Annotated in this window: 25 protein-coding genes; 13 read left to right on the top strand and 12 right to left on the bottom strand. The window is 66.5% G+C overall.

Going from position 1 to position 26428, the window contains the following annotated elements; all coding sequences use genetic code 11:
- From ACLP25_RS25980 to ACLP25_RS26010, 7 genes are all read left to right on the top strand, one after another.
- On the top strand, positions 1–619 hold a 619-nt coding region (locus ACLP25_RS25980; RefSeq protein ID WP_442471999.1), incomplete at its 5' end, for a molybdopterin-dependent oxidoreductase.
- Positions 620–925, top strand: coding sequence for a SorB family sulfite dehydrogenase c-type cytochrome subunit (gene sorB / locus ACLP25_RS25985; protein WP_442472000.1), 306 nt, complete (start codon positions 620–622; stop codon positions 923–925).
- Positions 926–1176: 251 nt separating this feature from the next.
- Positions 1177–1524 carry a DUF2849 domain-containing protein gene (locus ACLP25_RS25990; protein WP_442472001.1) on the top strand — a complete coding sequence of 116 codons (348 nt, stop codon included), beginning with the start codon at positions 1177–1179 and terminating at the stop codon, positions 1522–1524.
- Complete coding sequence (locus ACLP25_RS25995; protein ID WP_442472002.1) at positions 1511–3184, top strand: nitrite/sulfite reductase; 1674 nt, start codon at positions 1511–1513, stop codon at positions 3182–3184. The genes ACLP25_RS25990 and ACLP25_RS25995 overlap by 14 nt, the downstream gene beginning before the upstream one ends.
- Positions 3185–3359: 175 nt before the next feature.
- Entirely contained in the window at positions 3360–3917 is a 558-nt protein-coding gene (locus tag ACLP25_RS26000; RefSeq protein ID WP_442472003.1) for a phosphoadenylyl-sulfate reductase, read from the top strand.
- Positions 3917–4426: a DUF934 domain-containing protein gene (locus tag ACLP25_RS26005; RefSeq protein ID WP_442472004.1), complete on the top strand. Its 510-nt coding sequence runs from the start codon at positions 3917–3919 to the stop codon at positions 4424–4426. The genes ACLP25_RS26000 and ACLP25_RS26005 overlap by 1 nt, the downstream gene beginning before the upstream one ends.
- 236 nt (positions 4427–4662) lie before the next feature.
- Positions 4663–5676, top strand: a complete 1014-nt coding sequence (locus tag ACLP25_RS26010) for a glycosyltransferase (protein ID WP_442472022.1) — start codon at positions 4663–4665, stop codon at positions 5674–5676.
- Between the two features lie 32 nt (positions 5677–5708).
- Here the strand turns inward: ACLP25_RS26010 and ACLP25_RS26015 are convergent, their stop codons facing one another.
- The 3 genes from ACLP25_RS26015 to ACLP25_RS26025 all read right to left on the bottom strand — a co-directional run bounded on the left by ACLP25_RS26015 (position 5709) and on the right by ACLP25_RS26025 (position 9237).
- Complete coding sequence (locus ACLP25_RS26015; RefSeq protein WP_442472005.1) at positions 5709–6479, bottom strand: polysaccharide deacetylase family protein; 771 nt, start codon at positions 6477–6479, stop codon at positions 5709–5711.
- Between the two features lie 4 nt (positions 6480–6483).
- Entirely contained in the window at positions 6484–8220 is a 1737-nt protein-coding gene (locus ACLP25_RS26020) for an HAD-IIIC family phosphatase (RefSeq protein WP_442472006.1), read from the bottom strand.
- Between the two features lie 273 nt (positions 8221–8493).
- Positions 8494–9237 (bottom strand): glycosyltransferase, encoded by a 744-nt coding sequence (locus tag ACLP25_RS26025; protein WP_442472007.1) that lies wholly within the window; start codon positions 9235–9237, stop codon positions 8494–8496.
- Between ACLP25_RS26025 and ACLP25_RS26030 the strand changes: the two genes are divergently transcribed.
- Entirely contained in the window at positions 9143–9541 is a 399-nt protein-coding gene (locus ACLP25_RS26030; RefSeq protein ID WP_442472023.1) for a hypothetical protein, read from the top strand. The genes ACLP25_RS26025 and ACLP25_RS26030 overlap by 95 nt on opposite strands.
- 78 nt (positions 9542–9619) lie before the next feature.
- On the opposite strand, the gene hemH is transcribed toward ACLP25_RS26030, so the two are convergent.
- Positions 9620–10735: a ferrochelatase gene (gene hemH / locus ACLP25_RS26035; protein ID WP_442472008.1), complete on the bottom strand. Its 1116-nt coding sequence runs from the start codon at positions 10733–10735 to the stop codon at positions 9620–9622.
- Positions 10732–11139 carry a peptide-methionine (R)-S-oxide reductase MsrB gene (gene msrB / locus ACLP25_RS26040; protein ID WP_442472009.1) on the bottom strand — a complete coding sequence of 136 codons (408 nt, stop codon included), beginning with the start codon at positions 11137–11139 and terminating at the stop codon, positions 10732–10734. Before msrB ends, hemH begins: the two co-directional genes overlap by 4 nt.
- Before the next feature lie 322 nt (positions 11140–11461).
- Here msrB and ACLP25_RS26045 point away from each other — a divergent pair, with 322 nt between their 5' ends.
- Positions 11462–12274 carry an LssY C-terminal domain-containing protein gene (locus ACLP25_RS26045; protein ID WP_442472010.1) on the top strand — a complete coding sequence of 271 codons (813 nt, stop codon included), beginning with the start codon at positions 11462–11464 and terminating at the stop codon, positions 12272–12274.
- A 54-nt stretch (positions 12275–12328) separates the two neighbouring features.
- Here the strand turns inward: ACLP25_RS26045 and ACLP25_RS26050 are convergent, their stop codons facing one another.
- The 6 genes from ACLP25_RS26050 to ACLP25_RS26075 form a co-directional block, all read right to left on the bottom strand.
- Positions 12329–12994 (bottom strand): O-methyltransferase, encoded by a 666-nt coding sequence (locus tag ACLP25_RS26050; protein ID WP_442472011.1) that lies wholly within the window; start codon positions 12992–12994, stop codon positions 12329–12331.
- A 46-nt stretch (positions 12995–13040) separates the two neighbouring features.
- Positions 13041–13421 carry an SgcJ/EcaC family oxidoreductase gene (locus ACLP25_RS26055; RefSeq protein ID WP_442472012.1) on the bottom strand — a complete coding sequence of 127 codons (381 nt, stop codon included), beginning with the start codon at positions 13419–13421 and terminating at the stop codon, positions 13041–13043.
- A gap of 69 nt (positions 13422–13490) precedes the next feature.
- A complete protein-coding gene (cobT, locus tag ACLP25_RS26060) occupies positions 13491–14507 on the bottom strand; it encodes a nicotinate-nucleotide--dimethylbenzimidazole phosphoribosyltransferase (protein ID WP_442472013.1) in 1017 nt (338 codons plus the stop codon).
- 805 nt (positions 14508–15312) lie between these two features.
- Complete coding sequence (locus ACLP25_RS26065) at positions 15313–18834, bottom strand: PAS domain-containing hybrid sensor histidine kinase/response regulator (RefSeq protein WP_442472014.1); 3522 nt, start codon at positions 18832–18834, stop codon at positions 15313–15315.
- 117 nt (positions 18835–18951) lie between these two features.
- Positions 18952–19557 carry a 3-isopropylmalate dehydratase small subunit gene (gene leuD / locus ACLP25_RS26070; protein WP_442472015.1) on the bottom strand — a complete coding sequence of 202 codons (606 nt, stop codon included), beginning with the start codon at positions 19555–19557 and terminating at the stop codon, positions 18952–18954.
- A gap of 88 nt (positions 19558–19645) precedes the next feature.
- Complete coding sequence (locus ACLP25_RS26075) at positions 19646–20254, bottom strand: SCO family protein (protein WP_442472016.1); 609 nt, start codon at positions 20252–20254, stop codon at positions 19646–19648.
- A 375-nt stretch (positions 20255–20629) separates the two neighbouring features.
- Between ACLP25_RS26075 and fdhD the strand changes: the two genes are divergently transcribed.
- From fdhD to ACLP25_RS26095, 4 genes are all read left to right on the top strand, one after another.
- Positions 20630–21463: a formate dehydrogenase accessory sulfurtransferase FdhD gene (gene fdhD / locus ACLP25_RS26080; RefSeq protein ID WP_442472017.1), complete on the top strand. Its 834-nt coding sequence runs from the start codon at positions 20630–20632 to the stop codon at positions 21461–21463.
- A 110-nt stretch (positions 21464–21573) separates the two neighbouring features.
- The gene (locus tag ACLP25_RS26085; protein WP_442472018.1) at positions 21574–23598 is read left to right on the top strand and encodes an FUSC family membrane protein; all 2025 of its coding nucleotides are present in this window, start codon (positions 21574–21576) and stop codon (positions 23596–23598) included.
- Between the two features lie 161 nt (positions 23599–23759).
- The gene (locus ACLP25_RS26090) at positions 23760–24200 is read left to right on the top strand and encodes a hypothetical protein (RefSeq protein ID WP_442472019.1); all 441 of its coding nucleotides are present in this window, start codon (positions 23760–23762) and stop codon (positions 24198–24200) included.
- A 160-nt stretch (positions 24201–24360) separates the two neighbouring features.
- A complete protein-coding gene (locus ACLP25_RS26095) occupies positions 24361–25743 on the top strand; it encodes an FGGY-family carbohydrate kinase (protein WP_442472020.1) in 1383 nt (460 codons plus the stop codon).
- A 275-nt stretch (positions 25744–26018) separates the two neighbouring features.
- Here the strand turns inward: ACLP25_RS26095 and ACLP25_RS26100 are convergent.
- A partial coding sequence (locus ACLP25_RS26100) for an MFS transporter (protein ID WP_442472021.1) occupies positions 26019–26428 on the bottom strand: 410 nt, incomplete at its 5' end.

Here is a 26428-nt window from a genome sequence, read left to right on the forward strand (position 1 = left end):
CAAGGCGCTCGACATCGACCATGCGCGCGACGGAGAGGTCATGGTCGCCTATGCGATGAACGACGAGGACCTGCCTTGGCTCAACGGATTTCCTGTGCGGCTGGTCGTTCCCGGCTATTACGGGACCTACTGGATGAAGCATCTCGCGTGGATCAACGCGCTCGATACGCCATTCGACGGTTTCTGGATGAAGTCGGCCTACCGCATCCCTGACAACGCCTGCGCTTGTACTGAGCCCGGCAAGACCCCGGCGAGCACGGTCCCGATCGGACGGTTGGACGTCCGGTCGTTCATCACCAACCTGCAGGACGGCGCGACGGTCGCGGCGGACCAGGACCTGTTGGTGCGCGGCATCGCCTTCGACGGCGGTTATGGGATCTCGAACATGGTCGTCTCGCCCGACGAAGGCCGCTCGTGGATGCCCGCCACTCTCGGCGAGGACCTCGGGAAATACGCCTTCCGCCCTTGGACCGCGCGCCTGACCCTGCCCGCAGGGGAGCATCGCCTTCTGGTCCGCGCGACCAATCTTGCCGGACAAACGCAGCCGCTCGAGCCGTTGTGGAACCCGTCGGGCTACATGCGCAATGTGGTCGAAGGCGTGAACGTGAGGGCGGCCTGAATGACTTCGCTGAGTCGCCTCCCGTTCGCCGCTCTATTCGCGGCCTCCTTGGTCCCAGCAGTCGCCGCGCCTCTGACCTATAAGCTGCCCGACGAGACGCCCAAATTGAGGCCGGGCCCCGAAGTGGAGACCGCAATCATTTGCCTCCCCTGCCATTCGGCCGACTACATCTCGACCCAGCCGCCAGGGAAAGGGCGGCCTTTCTGGGAGGCGGAGGTGCAGAAGATGATCAAGGTCTTCCACGCGCCCATCAGTTCCGGTGACGCCGAGGTGGTCGTGGACTATCTCGCGGCAACCTACCCGTAGAGCGCTTTGCTCTTCCCGTGGGGCGGGTCGCCGTGAACCGGCGATGCGCGCCCTGAGGCGTTTATGCCCACCATTCGGAACGCCGCGTTGGCGAGCAGAGTCGAGGAAGTCCAAATAACCCGGCTGGGCGAGACGTTCCCGCGGAGATATAGAACATACATAATATGATATACAAAATTAGTTATAGAGACTTGCCGTAAAATCTGCTAGTGACTATGTGAGCCGGCGCTGTCCCGCCGCCGAGAGATCCTATGGCCGATGTGATCACCGCCAACCGCCTTGCGGATGGCGTTGTCGTGTTTCAGACCCTCGATGCGGGCTGGAGCGAGGACTTCAACTGCGCCGCCGTGCTGCCGGACGCCCAGGCGACCAAGACAGCGCTCACGCGCGCCGCGGAGGATGCGGAGCGAAATCTGATCGTCGACGCCTACGCGTTCCCGGTCGAGGCCCGCAATGGGCACGTTGTTCCCAAGGCGCTGCGCGAGGCGATCCGCGCCGCCGGGCCGACGGTTCGGCGCGATCTCGGCAAGCAGGCGCAAGGGCTTGCGCCACGTTCCGGCCCGACGGCCGCCCCGGAGGCCGACCATGTATCACTATGACGCTTTCGACCAGGCCTTCGTCGACGCGCGCGTCGCGCAGTTCCGCGACCAGGTGGCGCGCCGCCTCTCGGGCGAGCTGACGGAAGAACAGTTCCGCCCGCACCGGCTGATGAACGGGCTCTACCTGCAGCTCCATTCCTCCATGCTGCGCGTCGCCGTCCCCTACGGCACGCTGAATTCGCGCCAGATGCGCAAGCTCGCCGAGATCGCGCGCACGTACGACCGGGGCTACGGCCATTTCACCACCCGGCAAAACATCCAGTACAACTGGCCGGCGCTGAAGGACACGCCCGACATACTGGCCGAGCTCGCCAGCGTCGAGATGCACGCGATCCAGACCTCGGGCAACTGCATCCGGAACGTCACCGCCGACCATTTCGCCGGCGTCGCGCATGACGAGATCGCCGACCCGCGCCCTTACGCTGAAATCCTGAGGCAATGGTCGTCGCTGCATCCGGAATTCTCGTTCCTGCCGCGCAAGTTCAAGATCGCGGTTAACGGCGCGGCGCACGACCGCGCCGTGATCCAGGCGCATGACATCGGCCTGCAGGTCGTCCGCAACGAGGCGGGCGAACTGGGCTTTACCGTTTATGTCGGCGGCGGCCTCGGGCGGACCCCGTTCATCGGCCGCAAGGTGCGGGAGTTTCTGCCGGAGCGTGATTTGCTCGGCTACGTCGAAGCGATCCTGCGCGTCTACAATCTCGAGGGGCGGCGCGACAACAAGTACAAGGCGCGCATCAAGATTTTGCTGCACGAAAAGAGCCTCGAGACGCTGAAGGCCGAGATCGAGGCCGAGTTCGCCGCGCGCGACAGGACGCTGCTCGACCTGCCGCCCGCCGAGGTGGCGCGCGTCGCCGCCTTTTTCGCGCCGCCCGCTCTCGAGCCGAAGAGGGCGGTCAGCGACCGCGTCGAGCGGCGCAAAGGCAAAGACGCGCGCTTCGCCAGCTTCTTTGCCTCGAACGCCACGCCGCACAAGACGCCTGGTTATGTCGTGGTTACGGTGTCGCTGAAGCCCATCGGCGCGCCGCCCGGCGACGCCAGCGCGGACCAGATGGACGCCGTCGCCGACCTCGCCAAGGACTATTCCCAGGACGAGATCCGCGTCTCGCACGAGCAGAACCTGATCCTGCCGCATGTCGCCCTCGACGACCTGCCGGCGGTCTACGACCGCCTCGCCTCGGTCGGCCTCGCCACCCCCAACGCGGGCGCGATCAGCGACATTATCGCCTGCCCCGGCCTCGATTATTGCGCGCTGGCGACAGCCCGCTCGATCCCGATCGCCGAGCGCATCGCCAGGACATTCGGCGACGGCGCGCGATCGAAGGCCATCGGCCCGCTGAAGATCAAGATCAGCGGGTGCATCAACGCCTGCGGCCACCATCACGTCGGCCATATCGGCATTCTCGGCCTAGAGCGGGCCGGCGAGGAGACGTACCAGATCACGCTGGGCGGCTCGGGCGACGAAAACGCCGCCATCGGCCAGATCGTCGGCCCCGGCTTCAGCTCCGAGAACGTGGTCGGCGCCGTCGAGACCATCGTCGAGACCTACATGGGTCTGAGAACCGACGACACCGAGACGTTCCTCGACGCGTTCCGCCGGGTCGGAATCGCTCCCTTCAAGGAGGCGCTCTATGAACGCAGCGCCGGATCGGACATCTGATGAGCGCGCATGACGTGAAGCTGTTCGGCGATCAGATCGCCGCCTCGCGGCTCGAGAGCCGCTTCGCCAAATTGAAGGCGTCGTCGCTCATCCGGCTGGCGATTGAGGACCTGTTTCCCGGTCGGATCGCGCTTGTGTCCAGCTTCGGCGCCGACGCAGCGGCGCTCCTGCACATGTGTCGCGCGTCGACAAGACGACCCCGGTCCTCTTCGTCGACACCGGCCAGCACTTCCCGGAGACGCTCGTCTATCGCGACGAGCTTTGCGCCCTGCTCGGCCTGACCAACGTCATCAATGCGACGCCCCCAGTCGAGACCGTGGCCAAGGAAGACCCGGAGAAGTGGCTGTTCTCCAGCGATCCCGACCGCTGCTGCGAGATCCGGAAGGTCCGGCCGCTCGCCGCCGCCATGGAGGGCTTCGACGCCTGGATCACCGGCCGCAAGGGCTTCCAAAGCGCGACGCGCGCGACGCTGCCCCTGTTCGAGGCCGAAGGCGAGCGCGTGAAGGTCAATCCACTGGTCGGCTGGACCGCCAAGGACGTGCTCGACTATATCCGCGAGGCTGGCCTCCCGCGCCACCCGCTGGTCGCCAAGGGCTTTCCCTCGATCGGCTGCATGCCCTGCACGAGCGCGGTGAAGCCCGGCGAGGACGAGCGCGCCGGCCGCTGGCGCGGACGCGGCAAGACGGAATGCGGCATCCACACCACGGTTCTCGACGCGGGAGCGAACATCTGATGGCCTTGTGGCGCCCAGGCGGCTTCGCTGAAGATTCCTGGACGCGCCTCGCCGGCGACGCGCCGGCGTCGTCCGACGGCGCAATCATCGTGTCGCTCGAGCGCTGGCTCGCCGAGCGCGAGGCGTTTTCGGCGCGCAAGGCGCCCGTGGGCGTCGCGGTCGAGGCGGGCGCCGACGCGCAGGCGCATCTCGTCGATCTTGCCGACCGGCCGCTGGTGGCGCTCGAATTCGCCAAATTCGCCGACGGCCGGGCATTCTCCTACGCCCGGCTGCTGCGCGACCGCTATCGCTTCAAGGGCGAACTCCGCGCCGTCGGCGACGTGCTGATCGACGAGATTCCCCTGATGCTGCGCTGCGGGTTCACGGCGTTCGAGGTTAATAACGCACCGACGATCCGCGCCCTCGAAGCCGGCTCCCTGCCAAGGCCGGCGATCCACTACCAGCCCGCCAGCATCCCAGGCGAGGTGCACGCCGGCGAAAGGCCTTGGCTGCGCGTATCGGCGGGTTAGGCTCTCCCGGCCTTGCCCGGAGCGAGGGGGCGCGTCTGGGGGTCGCGCCTCTAGCAATGCGTCGGCAATTGCATTATGCGTCGCCGTGCTTCTTGATCGCTCCCGAAAATTGTCACGTGGCAGGAACTGCGGCGCGTGAGCTTGGATTTGGGAAGCGGCGTAATCGAGGACGCTCGCTCGCATTCCTATGATCGGCTCGGGAACCGCTAATCTTGTTACCGATCCCTGTCGTCATTGTGACATTTCAAAACGCCGGCGAGGTGATGGAATGCCTCGAGTCCTTGGGCAGATCGAACGCCGACCCCGCATTCGACCTCTACTTGTGCGAAAATGGCGGGGACGAAGCCTTCGCTGAACTGTGCGCGCGGGCTTGCGCAGCGGACGGACCGTGCGCGCGTAGCGACGAGCCGCCGCCATGCCGAACGGACGGTTTCAAGACCGTTGAGGCGTTTGAACTCAAACAGGCGAACGCCCGGGTATTTATCGGCAACGCGGGCGAGAATCTCGGCTACGGCGGAGGCGTCAACCGCTGGCTGGGACCCCTGCGTCAAGCCGAGAACTGGCCGGGCGCGCTTGTGCTGAACCCGGACACGACGGTCGACCCGGATGCTCTCAGCGCGCTGACACGTTACGCGAAAGACCACGGAAAGGGCATGGTCACCGGGCGTATCGTGCTGGCTGACGATCCGAGCCGCATCCACACCCGGGGGCTGCGCTGGCGCCGGTTCATGGCGAGCGCCAAGGCAATCGGTCGCAACGAGCCCGCTGCGAGCAGACCTTCACCGGGAAGCGTCGAACGCCAACTCGACGCCCCCGTGGGAGCCTTCGTCTATGTGACCCGAGCCTGTCTCGACAAAATCGGCCTCATGGAGGAGCGATACTTCCTCTATTTCGAGGATCTCGACTGGGGATTGCGCGCCAAGCGCAGGGGAGACATCGGCTACGCCTTCGATTCCGTCGTTTACCACAAGGGTGGAACAACCATCGGAACAGGACCCGTCACAACGATTTCGGAATTCGCGACTTATCTTTCGTTCCGCAACAGAGTCCTGTTCGTATACGCCAACTTTCCGGCCTGGCTGATTTGGACGGCGCTGATCGCGGTCGCCCGGGCGCTCGAATACGGATTTCGCGGTCGAACTGGCAACATGCGCGTCGCATTGCGCGGGACGTTGGACGGGCTCCTCCGGCGCAACGGCCGCCCCGACGAATTGCTTTCTCGCCATCTGGTCGGCAAAGCGCCGGAGTAGGCGTCGTCGCGGTCGTGACGGGCTGGGGGCGCCTACCGTGTTTGTCGAAACCGGATCGCGCCAAGCGCATTTCGCACCGGCAGAACCTGATAGCCGGCTGCAAGCGCGCCGCTCAGCGCGCTTTCGAAGAGCGCAGGCGTGCAACCGTAGCGGCTCGGATGATCCGCGACGTCGTGGGTGTAGAAGATGAGCCACGTTCGGGGCTTTGCGTTCCTCTCGATCAGGGACCGAACGGCGGCAGGGCTGGTGAGGTTCGAATAAAGGCGCTCCGCGCAGAGCGCGCCGAGATCGGCGACGAACTGATTGACCCCGGGAGACGTCGTTCTGCAGGCGGAGAACCGACCTTGCGCCAAAAACTTTGTCGACAGATTCATGTCCCCGAAGGGAAATGCGAACGTGGTCATGCGCACGTCGCCGACATGTTCACTCAGGAATCGGGCGTTCGCCTCGAGGTCCGCGATCAGGTCATCGCGGGAAACCTGCGGGACATGAAGGTGCGAAGCGGTATGGCAGCCGATCTCGTGCCCGTTGTCGATCAGGCGCTTCACGTCTTGGACATCGTAATATTCAATCCCGTCGATCGTCGCGCCATTGAAAATCCGGCTCAGGTAGTAGGTCCCCGCGACGCCTTGGTTCTCGAGCAGAGCCGCCGCTGAAGCGACTGCGGACTTTGGGAAGTCGTCGAACGTGAAGGAGACGATCGGCCGATCGTTGACCGCGCGAACCGTGCGCGTGCGGACCAGGGACGCGGACAGACGATTTGCTCGACCGGAGAGCCGCGCGAAGACGCTTTGGGGGGACATGCGGCTAGCCTGCATCTGCTTGCGCAGGCGCGCCGAGCGCCCACTTGGTCTCGTCGATCACCTTCACGAGGTCGCGTTGAGGGAAACCCGCAAGACGCGGCGAGACGTAGACGTCGCCCGTCCCGGACGCCACGAAGGCCATTTCCTCCAGCACCTGGCGCGCGGATTGGTTCCGGCCAGAGAAATGAAAGACGGTCGAGACCGTGTCGCGCCCATGGCGCATCGCCTGAGCGAGGAGCCAGGCGAAGAAGGCGTGATCGACCTTCTTGTGCTGCACGCGGCAGCTCATGAAAAAATTCTCCACGTGGAAACGTTCCGTATCGACAATCGCAAATCCGATCACGCCGTAGTCTCCGAACTTGTCCGAGCATGAGAGGACCAGTCCCGCCTTGCCGGGCGCGGAGCCCGAAACAAGGTCTTCGACGTCCTTCCGCGACGAAGCCTTGCCTGCATAGTTGAGCTGATTAGTCCGTTGCGAAAGCTCGAAGACCCGGCTGATGTTGGCGCTCGTGACATCGCTGATGGTGAGACAAATCGAGCAGGTGCGCAGAAACTCGAGGAACGAGGCGTTTGTTTCCTGGTAGGCAGCCTCGCGTTTTTCCTCGACCTGATACATCTTGCGCGGATTGCGCGCCTCATCGGTCTCCGGCGCATCCAGCTCAGGCAGCCTTGTGAGGCCGCCGATCTCGGTGTCCGGCAGAACCCGAACGTCCGCGTGCGCGGACGTCGCTTCGGCGCGTTCGAACGGCTGATCGTCAATGAACAGGAACGTGTTCTTGTGGATGTTGAGCCGACGCGCGATCTCCGTGATCGCCGCGCTCTTGGGGCCCCAGCTGATCTGCGGCGCCAAAAAGTATTCGCGCAATCCGAAGTGATCGAGCGCGGCGAGGGCGCTCTCAGGATCGTTTTTGCTGGCGATCGAATGCAGAATCCCGCGCTGGTCGAGCACCTTGATCGCTTCGACCGCAACGGGGTTCAACTCGAGCCGATCGAGCCCGTCCTCGATCAAGGTGCCCTTCCACAAAGTATTGTCCAGGTCCCACACGACGCACTTGACCTTGGCGGCTGGCTTCGCGTCTTTGGCGTGCGGCGCTGGCGCGGTGGCCGGCGCCGACGCCGCGAGCGGCTGTCGCTTCCGCGCGTCGGAGTAGGCGACAAAATCCAGACACCCGAAAATGAAGTCGTTGCCCTCGGGCGCATCGACCGGCTCAACCTGAACCAGGACGGCCTCCTTGAGGTCGACCTCTTTCCCTATGTCGCTGACCGCGATCTCGATGAGGTTGTATCCCGGTCTTAGCGTGAAGTGCCGCTGAAAGTAGCGCCCGGAGGAAACGGTTGGCTTGACGCTGAGCGTGAAGACGCAGTCTCGCGGCGATCGGCTGAGAGACTCGATGACGAACGCGTCGAAGGCGGCGCCGCTGGCGCGAAACGAGGCAAGCTTCGCCTTCGCGCGATTCCACGCGGTCGACGCCGCGTCTTGGACGCGATGCGGCAGCGGGACCGTGGCAAGCGTCGCGGCCACGACGGCGTCGGCGCGATGAAGCGCCGCCGCCCGCGCCGCCGGCAACGGCGAGGGGCGGCCTGACGATTCAAGCTTTCCCCACTTGCGAAAGGAGACGTTGATGCCGAAAGGCAGCGCACGCCCTTCCGCTCGGACCGACCGGACGCCTTGATCGAAGCGGCGGCATTTGAGGTCGCGCCTCGGCGTGTAGAAAGCGCAAGTCGTGTAGCATGTCGGCATGACGCATTCGGAACAATGCTCCCCCCAGACCATTGCTGAACAATAAGCGATCGACTCCCGTGTCTGATCGAAGCGGCGCAAAGCGTCCGCATCCAGATTCACTGCCACGGTCTCGTGTTCGCCAACAACAGTTTGTCGCATCACCATCAGCCTTGGTAAGTCGTCTCTTCGAGAGTCGTTGCTATGGAAACGCCGCGACGACGAAGGGACAAGTGTTACGACTTCACTACCGGCCGCGGCGATGAGCCGTCGTCGTCGCGACGCCCGGTCTGTTCAGTTCGCCTTGAAGAAACTGTCCGGACGTCCGATTTCTCCCCTCAGACCAGCGACAAGCCCGCGGAAACCCGCGACCATATTGCCGAAGGCTCCGACTGCGCCGTAGATCGCCAGAAAGCCCGTCTGCGTCACAAGCGCCCAAGGGACGCGCAGCGGGTTTTTGCTCCGCTCATATAAGATCAGGTTGCGCGCGCCAAGATAAACGGAAAGCCTGGAGCGCGCGGCGCGTCTCGCGGTTCCCCCGATGGTCGTGCCGCATTTGTGAGGGACGCGAGACCGATGGGCGTAGCCGACCATGCCGAGGCGCTGCGCCCGCAGCCCCCATTCAAGATCTTCGAAATAAAGAAAGTACCGTTCGTCCATGAGCCCAATGGCGTCAACGACCTCTCGAGTTACGTAAATCGAGGCGCCGGATGGCGACGCGAGGCGCGTTTCGATCTCCTCCGGGTCCGGCTCAACCGAAATTTCGGCGCCCCGACCGATTGCTTCCGCTCGGCACGCGAACCGGTTCCACGCCATGCCGCGCGTGAACACGCGATCGGGCTGGTCGGTCCTGATAATGCAGCTGCCAACCATGCCCTTGCCGTGACTCCGTGCATAGGCCGCCAATTCCGCCAAAGCGTCCGGCTCGGGAAGAGTGTCGGAATTGAGAACCCAAACGGTCCGGCGCCGCGAGGAGAGGCCGAAGCCATGCGTTGATGCCGCCCGCATATCCCATATTCTCAGCCATTTCGGCGACATGCACCGGCTCGCCTGGACTGCCGTCGGGGCCCACCAGGGTGTAGTCGCGGACGCGCTTGCCGACCTCAGGCGCCTCAGGCGGAGCGGCGCCGCCCGGCCGCCAGGCCGCATCTCCCTCGTCGAGTCGCGCAATCAGAGCGTCCATACCCCCCTTGCCGCCGTTCTCGGCGATGAAGACCTCGAAGCGGGGTTCGGGCTTGGCGGACGCGAGCGCTCGCAAGCAATCAGCGATATCGCCGGCGTTGCGATATCCGACGATGATAACCACAACCGCGGCCATACCCGTGAAGCCCCCATTTTCTGAAAAATTGCGCCCCTGTTTCAGATGCCCTGCTCTGCGTCAGCTTTGTTAACATATCGCGTTTGCGCCGCATACGCCTCTTTAGGGGGGAAGAGTCGGCGGCGGCGCCGCCCAGCCCATCAGTTCGCGCCGCGCCACGGCCTCAATGACCGCCATGCCGTCGGGGCTGTCGTTGAGGCAGGGGATCGCGGCGAATTTTTCGCCGCCGGCGTCGCGGAAATAGCCGGCGTTCTCGACCCCGATCTCCTCCAGCGTCTCCAGGCAATCGGCGACGAAGCCGGGCGTGATGACGGCGAGGCGCCGGATGCCGCTCCGCGCCAGTTCGCGCACCGTCTCGGCGGTGTAGGGCTTCAGCCATTCGGCCCGGCCGAAGCGCGACTGGAAGGTCATCCGCAGGCGATTCTCATCCCATCTCAGCGCCTCGCGCAGGAGTCGCGTCGTCTTGGCGCACTGGCAGTAATAAGGGTCGCCCTTGTCGAAATAGGCCTGCGGGATGCCGTGGTAGGAAGCGAGGACGACCTCCGGCTCAAAATCGAGTTTTTCCAGGCCGTCGCGCATCGAGCGGGCGAGCGCTTCGATATAGGCCGGGTCGTCGCACCAGGGCGCGGCGACGCGGAGCGCCGGTTGCCAGCGCATCGCCTTCAGCGCGTCGAACGCCTTGTCGGCGACCGTGGCCGTGCTCGCCGCGCAATATTGCGGATAGAGCGGGATGACCAAAATCCGGTCGCAGCCGGCCGCCTGGAGCGCTTGGAGGCGCTCGGCGATCGGCGGCTGACCATAGCGCATCGCCCAGTCGACCACGACGGCGGGCTTGAGATGCCTGAGCGCCGTCGCGAGTTTCTCGCTCTGGGCGCGGGTGATGGTCTTCAGCGGCCCCTCGTCGCGCTCCGTGTTCCAGATCGCGGCGTAGTCGCGGCCCTTGACCGCGGGACGCCGCATCAAAATGAGCTGGAGGACCGGGCCCCAGACGAGCCGCGGCGCCTCGATCACCCGCCGGTCCGACAGGAACTCGGCGAGATAGCGGCGCATCGACCAGTAGTCCGTCCCCTCCGGCGTGCCGAGATTGACGATCAGCACGCCGACGCGACCGCTTGCGATCGGCGGATGGCCCGCGGGCCGGCGGCCGTCGTCGGCAGCGGCGCTAGCCGGGCGCAGCCGGGAGGCGACGCGGTCGCCGACCGCGTCCACGGGCGTCATGCTTCGGCCGGGATGAACGTGGTCGCGACGCCGTTGATGCAGTAGCGCAGGCCCGTCGGCGGCGGCCCGTCGGGAAAGACGTGGCCGAGATGCGAGCCGCAGCGCGCGCAGTGCACTTCCGTGCGGGTCATACCCCAGGAATCATCGACCGTCCTGCCGAGCGAGCCCGGCACCGGCGAGGTGAAGCTCGGCCAGCCGGTGCCGCTGTCGAACTTCTCCTGGCTCTCGAACAGAGGCTGACCGCAGCCGGCGCAGACGAACGTGCCCGGGCGCTTCTCATTGAGGAGCGCGCAGCTTCCGGCGCGCTCGGTGGCGTGTTCGCGCATGATCGCGTACTGCTCGGGCGTCAGCAGGGCGCGCCACTCGATTTCCGCGTGGGTGACGGGGAATTGGCCTTGGCTCATCGAGGTCTCCTTGCCGACGATCCTGAAGCAGTCGCGACCCAATAGCAGCCGCGATCCATAGCCCGTCGAATTGACGGCTTCCAAACCGAAGCCCTATGGATCGCGGCCGCCGCGGTCAACGACCGTGCCTACATAGTGCGACTCGTCGGAACAGCAATCGGCTCCTGCACATCCGCCGGGGTCGGCGGCAGGTTGTCATTCGCGTGTCCCGGCCGGGTCGTTACGCATGCGCCGGATCGGCGCGGATCATAGACTGCGCCCTCGCCCGCAACGCCTTCGAGCTGCGTTGCTTTTAGGCGAATCGAAGACCAAAATCACGCCGATGAGGCCGCCGATATTCGACCGACGCCGCGCTGTCGCCGTCGTCGCGATGGTCGCGGCGGCTTATATCGTGCTGGCCTACCTGGCCGCGCCATTCGCCTGGCGCCACTACGAGCGCCAGGGCGGGATTGCGGATCTTGGCGCCCGGACCGTCACCGCCCTGGGCATCCCCGGCGACGTGATCAACGTCGGCCTCGAAGGCTCGGAGGACGACGTCTTGTGCGCGATGAACGCCGCCGGCTGGTCGCCGTCCGATCCGGTCACGCTCATATCGTCGCTGCGGATCGTGGGCAGCGTCGCCTTCCGCCGGCCGTACCATCGGGCGCCGGTGAGCCCGCTTTTTTTCGACGGGCGCAGACAGGATCTCGCCTTCGAGATGCCGTCAGGACTGAGCGCTCGGACGCGCCATCACGTCCGCTTCTGGAAGGCCCTGGAAAAAGGCGACGACGGGCGGCCGGTCTGGCTCGGCGCGGCGGTGTTCGACGACGGGCTCGGGATCAGCCACTACACCGGGCAGATCACCCACCACACCGCCCCCGACATCGACGCCGAGCGCGATTTTCTGATCCACAGCCTGCTCGACGCCAAACGGGTCGACAAGACCTACTCGGTGAGCGGGATCGGTCCGACCCTGTTCGGCCGCAACGGCGGCGGCGACCGTTTCTATACCGATGGCGAAATCGCCTTTGCCGACCTCGCGCCCGGCTGCACAACGCGCGAGGCGCCGCCGGAAAGACGCGCCCCGCCGCCGCAGATCGCGGTGAAGAACGACGTCTTCGGGTGGCTGGCGGCGGTGCGGCGGCTCGCGCCTTGAGCGCGGAGGGCGCGCGTCTACCGCGCCTTGGGCGGCGGGACGCCGCCCCTCCCGTCACGCGACGACCGCGAGCGCGAAACCGTCCCATCCCTTGGCGCCGACGGTCTGGATGACGGTCGCGTGAAGCCGCGGCTCGCTCTTCATCATGTCGAACATCCGGTGCACGCCGACGACGTCGAGATCTCGCGAGGCGGCGTCGAGAATCCTCCCGTCCCGAACCACATTGTCGACGACGATAGTCGTTCCGCGGCGCGACAGGCGCAGCGCCCAGGCGAGATAATTCGCGTTGTTTTCCTTGTCGGCGTCGATGAAGACGAAATCGAACGGCGCAAGGCCTTCGGCCTCGATCTTCGGCAGGCTGTCGAGCGCTGCGCCGACCCGCACCTCGACCCTGTCGCTTAAACCCGCCCGCGCGATGTTCGCCCGCGCGACCGACGCGTGCTCCTCGACGGCTTCGAGCGTCACGAGTCGGCCGTCCGCGGGCAGGGCGCGGGCGATCCGGATCGTCGAGTAGCCGCCGAGCGCGCCGATTTCGAGCGCCTTCCGCGCGCCGGCGATCCGGGCAAGGAGGTGGAGCATCTTGCCGTGCGCCGCCGACACGTCGATCGGCGGCAGCCCCGCGGCTTCGTTGGCGGCGAGCGCGGCTTCGAGCGGCTGGTCCTGCGCGACGATCGGCGCGAAATACTCATCGACCGCGTTCCAGCGAGTGTCCCTGGCCAAGGTTGAAGCCCCCTCTCAAAGTCCGGCGCCGTCTGACCGTGCTGCGTCACACCGGCATAACGAGATTGGCGTCGCGGGCGATGCGCCATCGGCCGTCCGCCTCCTTGCGCAAGATGCTCATGGCGTATCCCGCCATCGGCCGCGGAGGCTGGCCGCCCGACGTCACGATTGCCCCGATCCGACTCCGGACATAAGCGCGGGGACCGAAGGTCTCGACTTCCAGGACCTCTGCCCGGGCGTCCACGGAGACCCCCGTCATGCGCTCGCTGTCGACGGCGAATTCCGCCTTGCCGAAGGGCGCACGCCCAGGCGTCATGAAGACGACGTCGTCGGTCATCATGTCGAGCAAGGCGAGGAGGTCGCGGGCTTTGCTCGCCGCGATCCAGGAATCGACCAGGTCCCGGATCTGCCGTTCATCATCGGGCACGATGCCACCCTTTGTTTGTCGCGAGGGCCGCGTCCGAACACACGCATGGGCTCGGGCCGCCGTTCCCGGCTACTCCTTTCCTGCGACGCCCGCCTCGGCGAAAGTCGCCATGCCGTTGTGGCAGGCGACTGCGGCCTTTATCACGCCGACCGCGAGCGCCGCGCCGGACCCTTCTCCGAGCCGCATGCCGAGGTCGAGGATCGGCGCCTTGCCGAGCCGGCTCAGCGCCTCGCGGTGGGCTCGCTCGGCCGAGACGTGGCCGGCGAGGCAATGGTCGAGCGCCGTCTTGTCGAGGGCTTGCAAAATGGCCGCCGCGGCGCAGACGACGAAGCCGTCGAGCACCACGGGCGTCCGGCGCAGCCGCGCCGCCAGAATCGCCCCCGCCATGGCGGCGATCTCCCGGCCGCCGAGGCGCGCCAGCACGTCGAGCGGGTCGGCGAGATGGTCCTTGTGGAGGGCGACGGCGGCGCGCACGGCCTCCGCCTTGCGCGTCAAGCCCGCATCGTCGACGCCGGTGCCGCGGCCGACCCAGTCCTCCGCCGCTCCGCCGTAAAGCGCGTGATAGATCGCCGCCGCGGCGGTGGTGTTGCCGATCCCCATCTCGCCGAGGACGAGCAGGTCGGGCTCCGAGGCCAGCGCCTCCATGCCGAAGGCGATGGTTCCGGCGCAATTGCGCTCGTCCATGGCCGGCTCGCGGGTGATGTCGCCGGTCGGATGCTCGAGCGCGAGTTCGTAGACCTTTAGCGACAGGTCGAAGGTCTTGCAGATCTGGTTGATCGCCGCGCCCCCTGCGGTGAAGTTGGCCACCATCGCCTGCGTGACCGACTGCGGGAAGGGAGACACGCCCTGCGCGACGACGCCGTGATTGCCGGCGAACACCGCGACCAGCGGATTGTTAACATGAGGCCGGTCGGACCCCTGCCAGCCCGCGAGGAAGGCCGCGATCGCCTCGAGCCGACCAAGTGAGCCGGCGGGTTTGGTGAGTTCGGCCTCCCGCGCCTTCGCCGCCGCGGCGGCCTCCTCGTCCGGCCCGGGCATTTGCAGGAGAAGGGCGCGGATGTCGTCGAAGGGGCGGGCGGCGTTCATGGATCGCTCTCGTTTGGAATGGAGGCGTCCCTATAGGCGAAAAGCGGACCTCAGCGAAAGCTCGCAACAGCTCCCGGTCTTCTTGAGCGGCGCTCGAGGGAGACCGGAGCAGAGGACGTCAGGGTCGCGCAGTCGGCGCACGCTTGACATTACGCGCGCTTTTACGCTTGCGGTGGACTTTTGCTACACGTACTGCAAGCTAAATTTGTATTAACAATGAGCGTTATCGCTGCAACTGCAATCAGTATTCTTCTCATACGGAAACGCACCCTGTGGAGGCGCTCGTTGACCACTTCGACCGAAGAGTGCTGCGATCGAGAACAAATCGTGTACATTCGTGGGAATCGGGCCGATGCTTGGTCTTGAGGTCGAAAACGCCCTGCAAGCCGGGCATCTCGCGAGGCCCTAAACGGGGTTCGCGATGACGTTCCGCATGGGGCGGAGCACGGAGTCACGCCTTGAAATCACCCCTGCGCTCTCCAACACCTTGAAAAGGCTGAGAACGGCAATGGGCGCCTCTTGCAAAAGGTTGGCATGGATTTGGCGTCGGCGCCGCGCTCGCTTGGCGCCTCCTTGGATTGGTTGACAATTGTGAGCGCTTCGACGACGGCTGCAGGCGGGAGCGCGAGGCCACTCGAGGCAGGCTTCTGAATGAGACTGTCGGCCGTCTCACGGCGCTCCGTTCGTCCCAGCCCCGGCGGTGATGGCGGCTCGGAAAAGTCGCTGCAAACCTTTGAAACAATTGATTTCGGGCCCGGAAATTTAAGACCCCCGCGCTTGCGCTGAGTCGCCGCCGGCGGGCGCCCTACTCCGCCGCCTCGCGCAGGGCGCTATAGCGGGCGAGTTGGGCCCTGAGCGGCGCCGGCTTCAGCGGCTTATGGAGAATCACGATGTCGTGGCGCGCGGCCTCGTCGCGCGCCTCCGGGCTGCGGTCGGCGGTCGCGAGGATGGCCGGGATCCGGCGCCCGAGGTCCTCGCGCAGAGCGCGGATCGCGGCGATCCCATCGCCCTGGTCGAGGTGGTAGTCGGCGATGACGAGATCGGGCGCGCCGAATCCCGCTAGCGCCTCGCGGGCCTCGGCGAGGCCGTGCGCGGTGGCGACGACGCACCCCCAGCGGCCGAGCAGCGCCCGCATGCCGTCGAGCACCCGAGCCTCGTTGTCGATCGCCAGCACCTTGAGGCCGCTCAGCGGCTCGTCGGCGGAACGCGGCTGCGGCGCCCCCGCATCCTCGGCGCGCTCCGCGACGGCGGCGCCGATCGGCGCCGTCACGAAAAAGACCGAGCCGTCGCCTGGCCAGGATTTTAGGCCGACCGGATGGTCGAGCACGCGACCGAGGCGCTCGACGATCGACAGGCCGAGACCCAGGCCCTTGGCGATCCGGGCGCCCTGGTCGAGCCGCTGGAATTCCTCGAACACCACGCGCTGTAGATCCGCCGGGATGCCGAGGCCGGTGTCCCAGACCTCGATGCGGAGCCCATCCGGCCGGCGCCGGCATCCGACGAGGACGGTCCCACGCACGGTGTACTTGATGGCGTTGGACACGAGGTTCTGCAGGAGCCGGCGCATCAGCCGGCGATCGGTGCGGATCGCGAGCTTCGAGGGAACGAACCGAAGCTCGAGCCCCTTCGACCGCGCCGCCGGCGCGAACTCGACCTCCAGCATCCGCATGAGGTCGGCGACGGGCACGGCGGAAAGCTCCGGCTTGGTCGCGCCGGCGTCGAGCCGCGAGATGTCGAGCAGCGCGCCGAGAATCTCCTCGACCGCCTCAAGGGACAGGTCGACCTTGTGGGCGAGATCGGCGCGCTCCTCGCCGCCAATCTTGCCGGCGCCCTCGGAGAGCGAACTCGCGTAGAGCCGCGCGGCGTTGAGGGGCTGAAGGATGTCGTGGCTCGCGGCGGCGAGAAAACGCGTCTTGGACAGATTGGCCTCTTCCGCCGCGGTCTTGGCCCGGGCGAGCTCGGCGTTAAGCCTCTGAAGCTCGGCCGTCCGTTCATCGACCCGCTTCTCGAGGAACTCGTTCGACGCCTCGAGCGCCTCTTCCGTCTGCACGGTCTGGGTAACGTCGGTATAGGTCGTGACGATGCCGCCGTCAGGCAGCCGCGCCGAGCGGATCTCGATGACCCGATGGGTGGAGAAGAGCCTGAGCCGGGTCGGCTGATCGTCGTAGAGGAGGGACGCCACCCGCTCGGCGACGAAATCCTCCGAGTCGCCCGGGCCATAGGCGCCGCGCGCGGCGTTGAAACGGACGATCTCGTCGAGCCCGACGCCATGTCGCAGCAAAGCCGGCGGCAGGTCGAAGAGGTCGGCGAACTCACGATTCCAGGCGGTCAGCGCGAGATTGGAGTCGAACACGGTGATGCCCTGGCGCGCATGGTCGAGCGCGTGCTGCAGCTGGTCCCGGTTCGACTGGATCGCCGCCGACGCCTCGTCGATCAGCTTCAGCGCCGACTGGCCGGAAACAGTGCGCGGCCGGAGAAGCAGGGACAGCACCTGACGCGAGGTCGAGGCGCCGATCGCGGGCGAAAGCAGGAACTCCGCATGCCGGATCAACTGGGCGCTCGCCTCCTGGCTCGGGTCGTAGTCCTGGCCGCTCTCGCACATGAAGGCGGAGAACGCGCGGCGCGCCCGCGCCGCCCCGAGATAACGGGCAACCGCCGCCTCGAGTTCGCCGGCCGTCGTCGACGAGCGCCAGAGGCGGAAGGCCTGCGGCTTGCCGCCCACGCCGGCGAAGGCGCTCGCCTGGGCGCGTTCGAGCGCGGTGACGTCGCGCGTCAGAGAAAACGCGACAAAGGCGACGCAGTTGACGGCGAGCGAGATGACGACGCCGCCGACGAGGGCGTTCGGCGCGAACGCCACCAGCGCGACCGGACTGAGCCAGCCGATCGCGAGCGGCCCGTGCGCGAGAAAGGCGGCGATCGCATTCTGAGGCTCGAGCGACGGCAGGAACAGCAGGTAGAGCCAGGTGAGCGATCCCGCCGTCATGCCGGCGATCGCGCCGCGCGCCGTACCGCGACGCCAGAAGAGCCCGCCGAGAAAGACCGGCGCGATCTGCGCCACGGCGGCGAAGGACAGGAGCCCGATCGCTGCGAGGGCGGTTTCGCCGGTCAGCCGCTCGTACAGGAAACCCAGCGCCAGGACGCCGACGATCGCGAGGCGTCGGACCCACAAGACGAGCGCGCCGATGTCCCCCGCCGGGGCGTTCGTCTCCCGGACGCGCCGCCTCAGGAGAAGCGGCATGACGAGGTCGTTGGATATGGTGATCGCAAGGGCAAGACTGTCGAGCACCACCATGCCGGTCGCGGCGGAGAGGCCGCCGATCATGGTCAGGAGCGCCACGCCGCGCGCCCCGGCCGCGAGCGGAAGCGCGAGTACCGTCAGATCGCGGTTGATCCCTGCGTCCGGAAACATCTTCAGTCCGGCCACGGCGAGGGGCGCGACGAACAGGTTGATCAACACGAGATAGGTCGGGAACAGCCATGCGGCCGTGCGCACGCCGCGCTGATCGTGATTCTCGACCACAGCGACGTGAAACTGCCGCGGCAACAGGAGGATCGCGAAGGCCGAAAGCAGCGTGGTCACGCTCCAGACCGCCGGCTGCGGGGGCGTCTGGATGACGGCGGCGATCTTCGAATTGGAAAGGGCGGCCTGCGTGAGGTCCGAGACGCCGCGGTTCAGCCCCCAGACGACGAACGCGCCGACGGCGAGAAAGGCCGCGAGCTTGACGACCGACTCTACCGCAAGGGCCAGGATCAGGCCGTCCTGGTGCTCCTTGGGATTGATGCGCCGCGTGCCGAAGGCGATCGCGAAGACGGCAAGCGTGAGAGCGATCGCCAGAGAAAACAGCGCCGACGGCCTGTTCGACGTCAGCCGGGACGTATCAAGCGAATCGACGACGGTCAGAAGCGTGGTCGACACCGCCTTGAGCTGCAAAGCGACATAGGGCGCCGAACCGACGAGCGCGATCAGGGCTGCGACGGCGGCGACCGCAGGCGACTTGCCGTACCGGGCGGAGACGAAGTCGGCGACGGTGGTCAGGTTCTGCGTGCGCGCAAGGTTGGCGATGCGCCCGACGAAAGCGGAGCCGAGACCGATGACGAGAATGGGGCCGATGTAGATCGGCAGGAAGTCGAGGCCGTGCGAGGAGGCCAGGCCGACTGAACCGTAATAGGTCCAGGAGGTGCAGTAGACGCCGAGGCTCAGCGCGTAGACGACCGAGCGCGTCCCGCCGGCGACGAACCGGCGCCCGCCCCTGTCGCCCCACCACGCGATCAGGAAAAGAGTAAGGACGTATCCGATCGCGGCGATGTACGCCGTGGCGCCGTTCATCGAACCCTACGCTCGCCCTCCCGCCTAAAGACGAGTTTTAGGAGGCCGCCCCGCGGATTGGCAATCTGAAACCGTCGAACCGTCGCGCGACCCGGCGTCGCGGGCAAGACCTACGGGTCACAGCCAGGGACGCGCTGCGGCCGACTTCTGCTCGAACGTCGCAATCGCGGGCGCTTCGACCATGGTCAAGCCAATGTCGTCGAGCCCCTCGATCAGGCATTGCTTGCGGAAGGGATCGACCTCGAACCTCACAACGCCCCCGTCCGGACCGCGGATCTCCTGAGCCGGCAAATCAACGCTCAGCGTGGCGTTCGCCCCGCGCTCCGCGTCGTCCATCAGCTTGGCGAGGTCGTCGCGAGAGACCTTGATCGGCAAGATGCCGTTCTTGAAGCAGTTGTTGTAGAAGATATCCGCGAAGTCCGTGGAGATCACGCAGCGGATCCCGAAATCGAGCAGCGCCCAAGGCGCGTGCTCGCGCGAAGATCCGCAGCCGAAATTGTCGCCGGCGACCACAATCGAGGCCTTGCGGTATTGCGGCTTGTTGAGCACGAAGTCCGGATTTTCCGAACCGTCGTCGCGATAGCGCATCTCGGCGAACAGGCCGGCGCCGAGGCCCGTGCGCTTGATCGTCTTCAGATACTGTTTCGGAATGATCATGTCCGTGTCGACGTTGTCGATCGGCAGCGGCGCGGCGACGCCGGTCAAAGTCGTGAACTTGTCCATTTCTTTCAAAGATCTCGCATCTCGGGGCCGATGGCGGCGAGCGGGCTCGACGCTGCTGTAGCAAACAACGGACCCGTCGGCAAACGCGTCAAAGTTGCTTCTCCAGTTCCTTGGCGGTCTCCTCCGGCGAGCGGTCGAGGTTCAGCGCTTCGACGAAGCCGCCGGTCTTGTTCATGAGGTAGACGACCGAACTGTGGTCCATCGAATAGCTTCCGTCGGATTGGATCGGCCCCTTCCGAGCGAATACGCGATAGGCCTTTTCGACCGCGCCAACCGCCTGCGGACTGCCGGAAAGCCCGATGATCGAGGGGCCGAAGCTGCTGGCGTAGTCCTGCATGACCTTCGGCGTATCCCGCTCTGGATCGACTGTGATGAACAGCGCAGGAATGGCCTTGCCGTCCATTTTGGCGAGCGCGTCCGCGATGCGCGCCAGTTCCGTCGGGCAGACGTCCGGGCAATGGGTGTAGCCGAAATAGACCAGGAAGGGATGGCCCTTGAGGCTCTCGTCCGTGACCGTCCGGCCGGCGCCGTCCTGAAGGGCGAACGGCCCCCCAATCAGGGACTCGTTCGCGCGCGGCGGCGCCCACAAGAACCAGATGGCGGCTATCGCCAGAGCGGCCGCCACTGAGACCGCCAGCGCGAAGCGGATCGTCGAAACGTTGGAGCTTTGGTCGGTCTTGGTCCCCGTTTTCGGCATGCTCTTACTGTCTGTCCGATCCCACGGCGGCAACGTTTTTCGAAGCCGGCGGGCACAAGACCGTGCCAAGGGGTCACGGCGCAAGTGTGACGACGGCCCGCCGGACCGGCAAGCGCCCCGCTCCGACGCGGGCCGCCATGCGCAGCGATTTTGCGCCTATGGTCAACGCCGCCGAGGCCAATTTCGCCCGCGAACCGCCTTGGCCCCTCGGTCGCGCGGAAGCGTGAGGCGGACAGCGCGGCCGACTGGCGACAATTTCTTCAGCGTATATTGTTGCGAAGACGTCGTCCGAAGCGCCGCCCTTTTCTTCCCCGGGTCGATCCGGAACCCGCGAGCAACAGGCGACACTGCGCCATGTCGAGGAGCACGCTGCCGATGCCATCGAGCGAGGGCAACCCCGCCGTCACCGCCGACGCGCGATCGTTTTCCTATCACGCCGGAGCCGTCGGCCCGACGTTCACGCGCGCAATCGCCATCGAGGCGCCGATCGAGCTCGTTATCGGCGGCTCGCCCTTCGCCGTGATGATGGCGACGCCCACTGAGCTCGAGGATTTCGCCTACGGCTTTCTTTTCACGGAGGGGATCGTCGAGCGTCCCGGCGACATTCGGAGCGTCGATACGGTCGAATCGGGTTTCGGTTGGCGGCTCGATATCGCGCTGAGCGGCGAGAAGTTGAAGACGCATTTCGCCCGCAGACGCGCGATCAGCGGACGCTCCGGCTGTGGGCTGTGCGGAGTAGACGATCTGCAGCGCCTGCAGGCCCCCCCGCGGTCGCTTCCGTCGGCAACGCCCGTTCGCCCCGAGGCAATCGGCGCGGCGCTCGCTGCACTGGAGTTCCGTCAGCCGCTCAACGCGCTGACACGCGCCGTGCACGGGGCGGCCTGGTGCAGCCTCGACGGACGGATTGCGCTGATCCGCGAGGACGTCGGGAGGCATAATGCGCTCGACAAGGCGATCGGAGCGGTCTGGCGCGCCGGCGGCGACGGGCGAGCGGGGTTCTTCCTCATCACCAGTCGCTGCTCGTTCGAGATGGTCGCCAAGGCGGCGATCTTCGGCGCCGGCACGCTCGTGTCGCTGTCGGCCCCGACTTCGCTGGCGCTCGAGCGCGCGCGGACCTTCGGCGTCGCCGTCATCGCGGTCGCCCGCGCGGATGGGGCGATCGCCTTCACGGATGGCGGCGCCGAAACGCCGCGGGGATTGATCGCGTGACAATCGGCGAATTCGACCTATTCGCACACGCGCCGGGCGCACGGCTCCGCGCGCAAGAGTCTTGAAGACCGACGCCGATGGCTCGATTCCGTCCGCCAGATTTCACGCGAATGCTCGTTGGACAGCACATCGTCAATGGCCTCAGCGTTGGCGCCGGCGTCCTTGCGATCGCGGTCGGCGCTTCGGCGATTTTCGGCTTCGCCGCCGGTCAGCCGGCGACGCTCGGCGCCATTGCCGCCAGCATCTCGGATATGCCGACGCCTTGGCGCGAAAAAGCCCGTACCCTCGTTTTTGGGTTCGCCCTCGCGCTTATCTCCACCTCGGCGATCCAGCTTGCGCTGCCATGGCCGCCGGTCGCCTTCGCGATGATCGGCCTCATCGCCTTCGTCGGCGGCATGATCTCTGGACTCGGCCGCTGGGCGATCGCGCTCGGCATGCAGGCGCTGATCCCCATGGTGTTCGTGCTTGGCTTCCCCCGCGAAAATTTTTCCACCGCGCTCAAAATTGAAGCCCTGTTCGCCGCGGGCGGCCTCGCCTACATCGCCTTCGCATTGGTCGCCACGGTCGTCACCGACGCGAGCGCGCGGAGGCTTCTCGCCAGCGAAACCATCCGCGAACTGTCGCTTTATCTGCGCGCGGTCGCCGCGGCGTTCGACCCGGAGACGGACTTCGAGCAGGCCTACGGGTCGGCGATTCGCCAGCAGGCCGCGTTGTCGGAACAACTGCAATCGGCGCGGGCCCTACTGCTCGACCACGTCAAGCCCGGATCTGAAAACCGACGGCTCGCGGCGACGATCGGCATTCTGCTCGACGCTTTCGATGCGCTCGTCGCCGCTCAGAGCGACATGGCGAGGATCCGCGAGACGCCGAATTCGAGCGCCCTGCTCAGCCACATCGTAGAAGCCTTGCGCGTGGGCGCGCTCGACCTCAATCACTTGAGCCTCGAGATCCTGAGGACGGACAGGCCGACGCTGCCGCCAGACCACCAGCTCGCAATCGACGCCTTGGCGAGAGAGGCCGCGCGCCAGGACGAGAAGCAAACGGACGCGAGCGTGCATGCGGCGCTGAGGACGGCCACCGACCGTCTTGTCGTGTCGCTCGGCCACATCCGGCGACTCGAAAAAGCCCTGTCGGACGACAGGACCGCCGAAGCGTCGATGCAGGGGGTCGACCTCGCGGCGTTCCTTCCCAAGCGCTCCTATGCACTGACGGTGCTGCGGCAGCACTTCAGGATCGCTTCGCCGGTCTTCCGCTATTCGGTCCGTCTTGCGCTCGCGATGATGGCGGGCGAAGCGGTTGCGCAGTTTCTCGGCGATTCCGGCCACGGCAACTGGGTGCTGCTCACCATCGCGGTGATCATGCGCTCAAATTACGGGCTGACCAAGATGAGGCGCGACGACCGCGTCATCGGAACGCTGATCGGCTGCGTCATCGCGGCCGGCGCCGTCGCCTGGCTGCCGCCGCGTTCGCTGGTTGCGGCGCAGGGTCTCGCTGTCACCGTCATCCACAGCTTCGTGCGCCTGAATTATCGGATATCGTCGGCCGGGGCGTCGGTCATGGCGCTGGTCTCCCTGCATCTCATCCAGCCGCATCTGTCCGCGCCGATCCTCGCGCGCCTCGCCGACACGCTGATCGGCGCGGCGATCGCTCATCTTTTCAGCTATGTCTGGCCTCACTGGGAATTTTCCGAAGCGCCAGGCGTCGCCAAACGCCTTCAGGGCAGGCTCGCGGCTTTTTCCGACGTCGCGCTGGACGCGAACGCGCCCGTTCAAGACTATCGTCTGGCACGCAAGAACGTGATCGAGGCGATCGCGGCGCTTTCCGACTCTGCCGGCCGCATGAGCGTCGAGCCGGTTGCGACGCGTAAAGGGCTCGAGGAGATGGCGGCGCTCCTGATCGCGGCGCACGGGTTCATTGCCCAGCTTTCCGCCGCCAGGCTCGACATCCGGTCTGGCCGGCCGGCGCCGGACCCCGACACACGCGCCTGGCTCAAGGCGCGTCTCGCGGCGACGACGGACGAATCGGAACCCGCGGCGCCCGCCCCCGCCGGGCCGCTCGCGGCGGGGGCGCTCGCGGTCCTCGACGCTGCGGAGCGTTACCAGCGTGCGGCGCGCATTGAACTCGCCGGCTCATGAGGTCAGGCGCGGGGAATTTTCCGTCGGCCCGCATAACGCCCGCATAAAAAAGCCGCGCTCGCATGAGAACCACATAAAATACTTGAACGCCGCGCCGCGGAACCGACGTCGAGCGAGGACGTTTGAGCGAGGGCTGGGCCTGCAGGCGGAGGACTACCCAAATGGCGAATGTCGACTTTCACTATCCCGTCGGGCGAACGATCCGTCACCTGGACGTCTCGCCGTTGATCGAAGCGCTTCGTTTTCAGCCGGACGATTTCGACATGGACCGCGGCTGGCTCAACCACGCGCCAAGCCGTCACCGATTCCGTTTCGACCCGCTCGGACAGGTGACGGTCGACGCCAATTGCGGCTGCGCCGCGATGTCGGTCAAGCCGGAACAGACCGAGGAGTTATTTGCGACGTACAGGGTCTGGCGTCGCGAGTACTGGCTGCCGATCGAGACGAACCGCGAGTTCGCCTCCCATTTCGCCAAGCCGAACGCCTGGGTGCGGCTGTTCAGGGACGTGCGGATGGCGTTCCGCAGATTCGTGCGCCGTGAGAAGCCGGCCGGCCTCCCGGTCGACGATCTCGCGGACGCCCGCGCGACGCCCGCCGAATAGCGAGCCGTTCGGCGTGACGAACCGCGGACGGCGCGGCCTATGCGGGCGTTCCGCCGGATGGTCGCCTGCGCCCATGAGGGCCGGGCGCGCAGGCGCGCCCGCCTTCCCTTGCGCGGCTGTGAGGGTCTAAGCTTCCACGACAATCCGTGGAGGATCTCTCATGGACGGCTGCGTCGTCGTGTTCGACGTCGGCAAGACCAACGTCAAGCTCATCGTCTTCGACCGCAACCGTGCGGTCGTGGCCGAGCGTTCGCAGGCGAACGGGCCTTTGCAGCCCAGCGTGCGCTGGCCCTATTTGCGGCTCGACACCGAGCGCGCCTGGGACTTCCTTCTCGCCGCGCTCAAGGAACTCGGCGCGCGCTATCCGATTGCGACGATCTCGATCACCACCCACGGCGCGGCCGGCGCGCTGATTGGCGACGAGGGCCTGGCGCTTCCGCCGATGGACTACGAGTTCGACGGCTTCGAGGCCATCGACGCCGACTACGATGCGGCCCGCCCGCCGTTCGCGGAGACGCTGTCGCCGCATTCGGCCCGAGGGCTCAACCTCGGACGACAGATCTTCTATCTCGAGCGGACGTTCCCCAACGACTTTGCCTGCGCGCGCGCCTTTCTGGCCTATCCGCAGTACTGGGCCTGGCGGCTCTGCGGCCTGCCTGCGACCGAAGTGACCTCGCTCGGCGCCCATAGCGACCTCTGGCGGCCGAACGAGCGGCGGCTCTCGAGCCTCGTCGAGAGACAGAACTGGACGCGCCTGTTTCCACCGATCCGACACGCCTGGGACACGCTCGGGACGTTGAAGTCCGAGGTCGCTGCGGCGACCGGGCTTTCGCCATCCGTCAGGGTCGTCTGCGGCGCGCACGATTCCAACGCCTCGCTGGTTCCGTACCTCGCGTCCCGGACGGACCCGTTCACCGTCGTCTCGACGGGCACCTGGGTCATCATGATGGCGGTCGGGGGCAAGGGTCCGCCCGACCCGGACGCGGACATGCTCGCCAATGTCGACGTCATGGGACGTCCGGTGCCGACCGCGCGCCTGATGGGCGGGCGGGAGTTTTCCGTCATTGCCGGCGGCGCTCCCGCCGAAGCGGGCGAAAGGGACGTGGCGGGCATCGTCGCCGCCGGCGTCCTGGCGATGCCCGCCTTCACCGACCAGGGCGGACCGTTCGCCGGGCGCAAGGGATGGATCGAGGGCGAGACGCCCAACGACCCCGCGGCGCGATCGGCGCTCGCGACCCTCTATTCCGCGCTGATGACCCACCACATGCTGGAGCGCCTGAACGCGCCCGGCGACATCATCGTCGAGGGCGGCTTCAACCGCACGCCGGCCTTTTCCGGAGTGCTGGCCGCGCTCATGCCGGGCCGGACCGTTCTCGTCGCGCCAGCCTCCGGCGCCGCCGAAGGCGCGGCGATGCTGGCGCGCTGGGGCGAGCCGCACGACCCGCCGCAACTCGCCCCCGCGCAAGCGTGGGACGTCCCAGGACTCGCGGCCTACGCGCACCGATGGCGGCAGGGCTTGCCGCGACCTGCGCCTGCAGCCTGACGCCGCCCCAGACCGGACACCGCCCTTCCGTTCGCCGCCAGTGCTACGCCCGCAATCGACCGTAAGAGGCTGATACTGACCGGCGACAGTCGACGGGGCAGAATTGGGTAACGCGGGCCCGGGATGCGAAAGCTATCCCGACCACGATCCGAACCCGGCGGTTCTTATCGAGCGATATGCGACCGCGACGCGAGCCGCGGAACACCCGAGCGATGGCGCCGCCGACGAGGCGGATTGCGCCTGGCTGGTCTGACCTACGCCGTTTCAGCCGCCGCCTACTCCGCCGCCGCAGGCGCCGCCAGGGCGACGCCTCCCGGCTGATCAGCGCGGTCTTCATCTGGACGATGGAAGATGAACACGACAAGCACGGACGACAGCGCCAATGCGGTCATGAGCAGGAAGGCGTATTCGAACGATCCGAACGTACCGACCACCCAACCGGTGATCACCGGCGCCAGGAAGCCGGAGATCGCGAAGCCCGTGTCCATGATGCCGAGCGCCGTGGCGGCCCGTCCCGGCACGATGTCGACGTTGACTGCGTAATACGCGGCGTTGGCGCCCATGCTGAAGGCCACAGCCACGGTGATACCGGCGATCGCCACCGGCAGGCTGTGGATGAGGCCGACCGGTATCACCGCGAGCGCCGCGAGAAGCTGGGTGACGCCAATCAACAGGCTTCGTGATA

It is taken from the genome of Roseiarcus sp., from assembly GCF_052145395.1.
Classification (GTDB): domain Bacteria; phylum Pseudomonadota; class Alphaproteobacteria; order Rhizobiales; family Beijerinckiaceae; genus Roseiarcus.

Bases quoted from the DNA above. Each gene is read 5' to 3' on its own strand.
- sorB (WP_442472000.1), top strand. From the start codon at position 620: ATGACTTCGCTGAGTCGCCTCCCGTTCGCCGCTCTATTCGCGGCCTCC.
- ACLP25_RS25990 (WP_442472001.1), top strand. From the start codon at position 1,177: ATGGCCGATGTGATCACCGCCAACCGCCTTGCGGATGGCGTTGTCGTG.
- ACLP25_RS25995 (WP_442472002.1), top strand. From the start codon at position 1,511: ATGTATCACTATGACGCTTTCGACCAGGCCTTCGTCGACGCGCGCGTC.
- ACLP25_RS26005 (WP_442472004.1), top strand. From the start codon at position 3,917: ATGGCCTTGTGGCGCCCAGGCGGCTTCGCTGAAGATTCCTGGACGCGC.
- ACLP25_RS26015 (WP_442472005.1), bottom strand. From the start codon at position 6,479: ATGTCCCCCCAAAGCGTCTTCGCGCGGCTCTCCGGTCGAGCAAATCGT.
- ACLP25_RS26020 (WP_442472006.1), bottom strand. From the start codon at position 8,220: ATGCCGACATGCTACACGACTTGCGCTTTCTACACGCCGAGGCGCGAC.
- ACLP25_RS26025 (WP_442472007.1), bottom strand. From the start codon at position 9,237: ATGTCGCCGAAATGGCTGAGAATATGGGATATGCGGGCGGCATCAACG.
- hemH (WP_442472008.1), bottom strand. From the start codon at position 10,735: ATGACGCCCGTGGACGCGGTCGGCGACCGCGTCGCCTCCCGGCTGCGC.
- msrB (WP_442472009.1), bottom strand. From the start codon at position 11,139: ATGAGCCAAGGCCAATTCCCCGTCACCCACGCGGAAATCGAGTGGCGC.
- ACLP25_RS26045 (WP_442472010.1), top strand. From the start codon at position 11,462: ATGAGGCCGCCGATATTCGACCGACGCCGCGCTGTCGCCGTCGTCGCG.
- cobT (WP_442472013.1), bottom strand. From the start codon at position 14,507: ATGAACGCCGCCCGCCCCTTCGACGACATCCGCGCCCTTCTCCTGCAA.
- ACLP25_RS26065 (WP_442472014.1), bottom strand. From the start codon at position 18,834: ATGAACGGCGCCACGGCGTACATCGCCGCGATCGGATACGTCCTTACT.
- leuD (WP_442472015.1), bottom strand. From the start codon at position 19,557: ATGGACAAGTTCACGACTTTGACCGGCGTCGCCGCGCCGCTGCCGATC.
- ACLP25_RS26075 (WP_442472016.1), bottom strand. From the start codon at position 20,254: ATGCCGAAAACGGGGACCAAGACCGACCAAAGCTCCAACGTTTCGACG.
- fdhD (WP_442472017.1), top strand. From the start codon at position 20,630: ATGCCATCGAGCGAGGGCAACCCCGCCGTCACCGCCGACGCGCGATCG.
- ACLP25_RS26085 (WP_442472018.1), top strand. From the start codon at position 21,574: ATGCTCGTTGGACAGCACATCGTCAATGGCCTCAGCGTTGGCGCCGGC.
- ACLP25_RS26090 (WP_442472019.1), top strand. From the start codon at position 23,760: ATGGCGAATGTCGACTTTCACTATCCCGTCGGGCGAACGATCCGTCAC.
- ACLP25_RS26095 (WP_442472020.1), top strand. From the start codon at position 24,361: ATGGACGGCTGCGTCGTCGTGTTCGACGTCGGCAAGACCAACGTCAAG.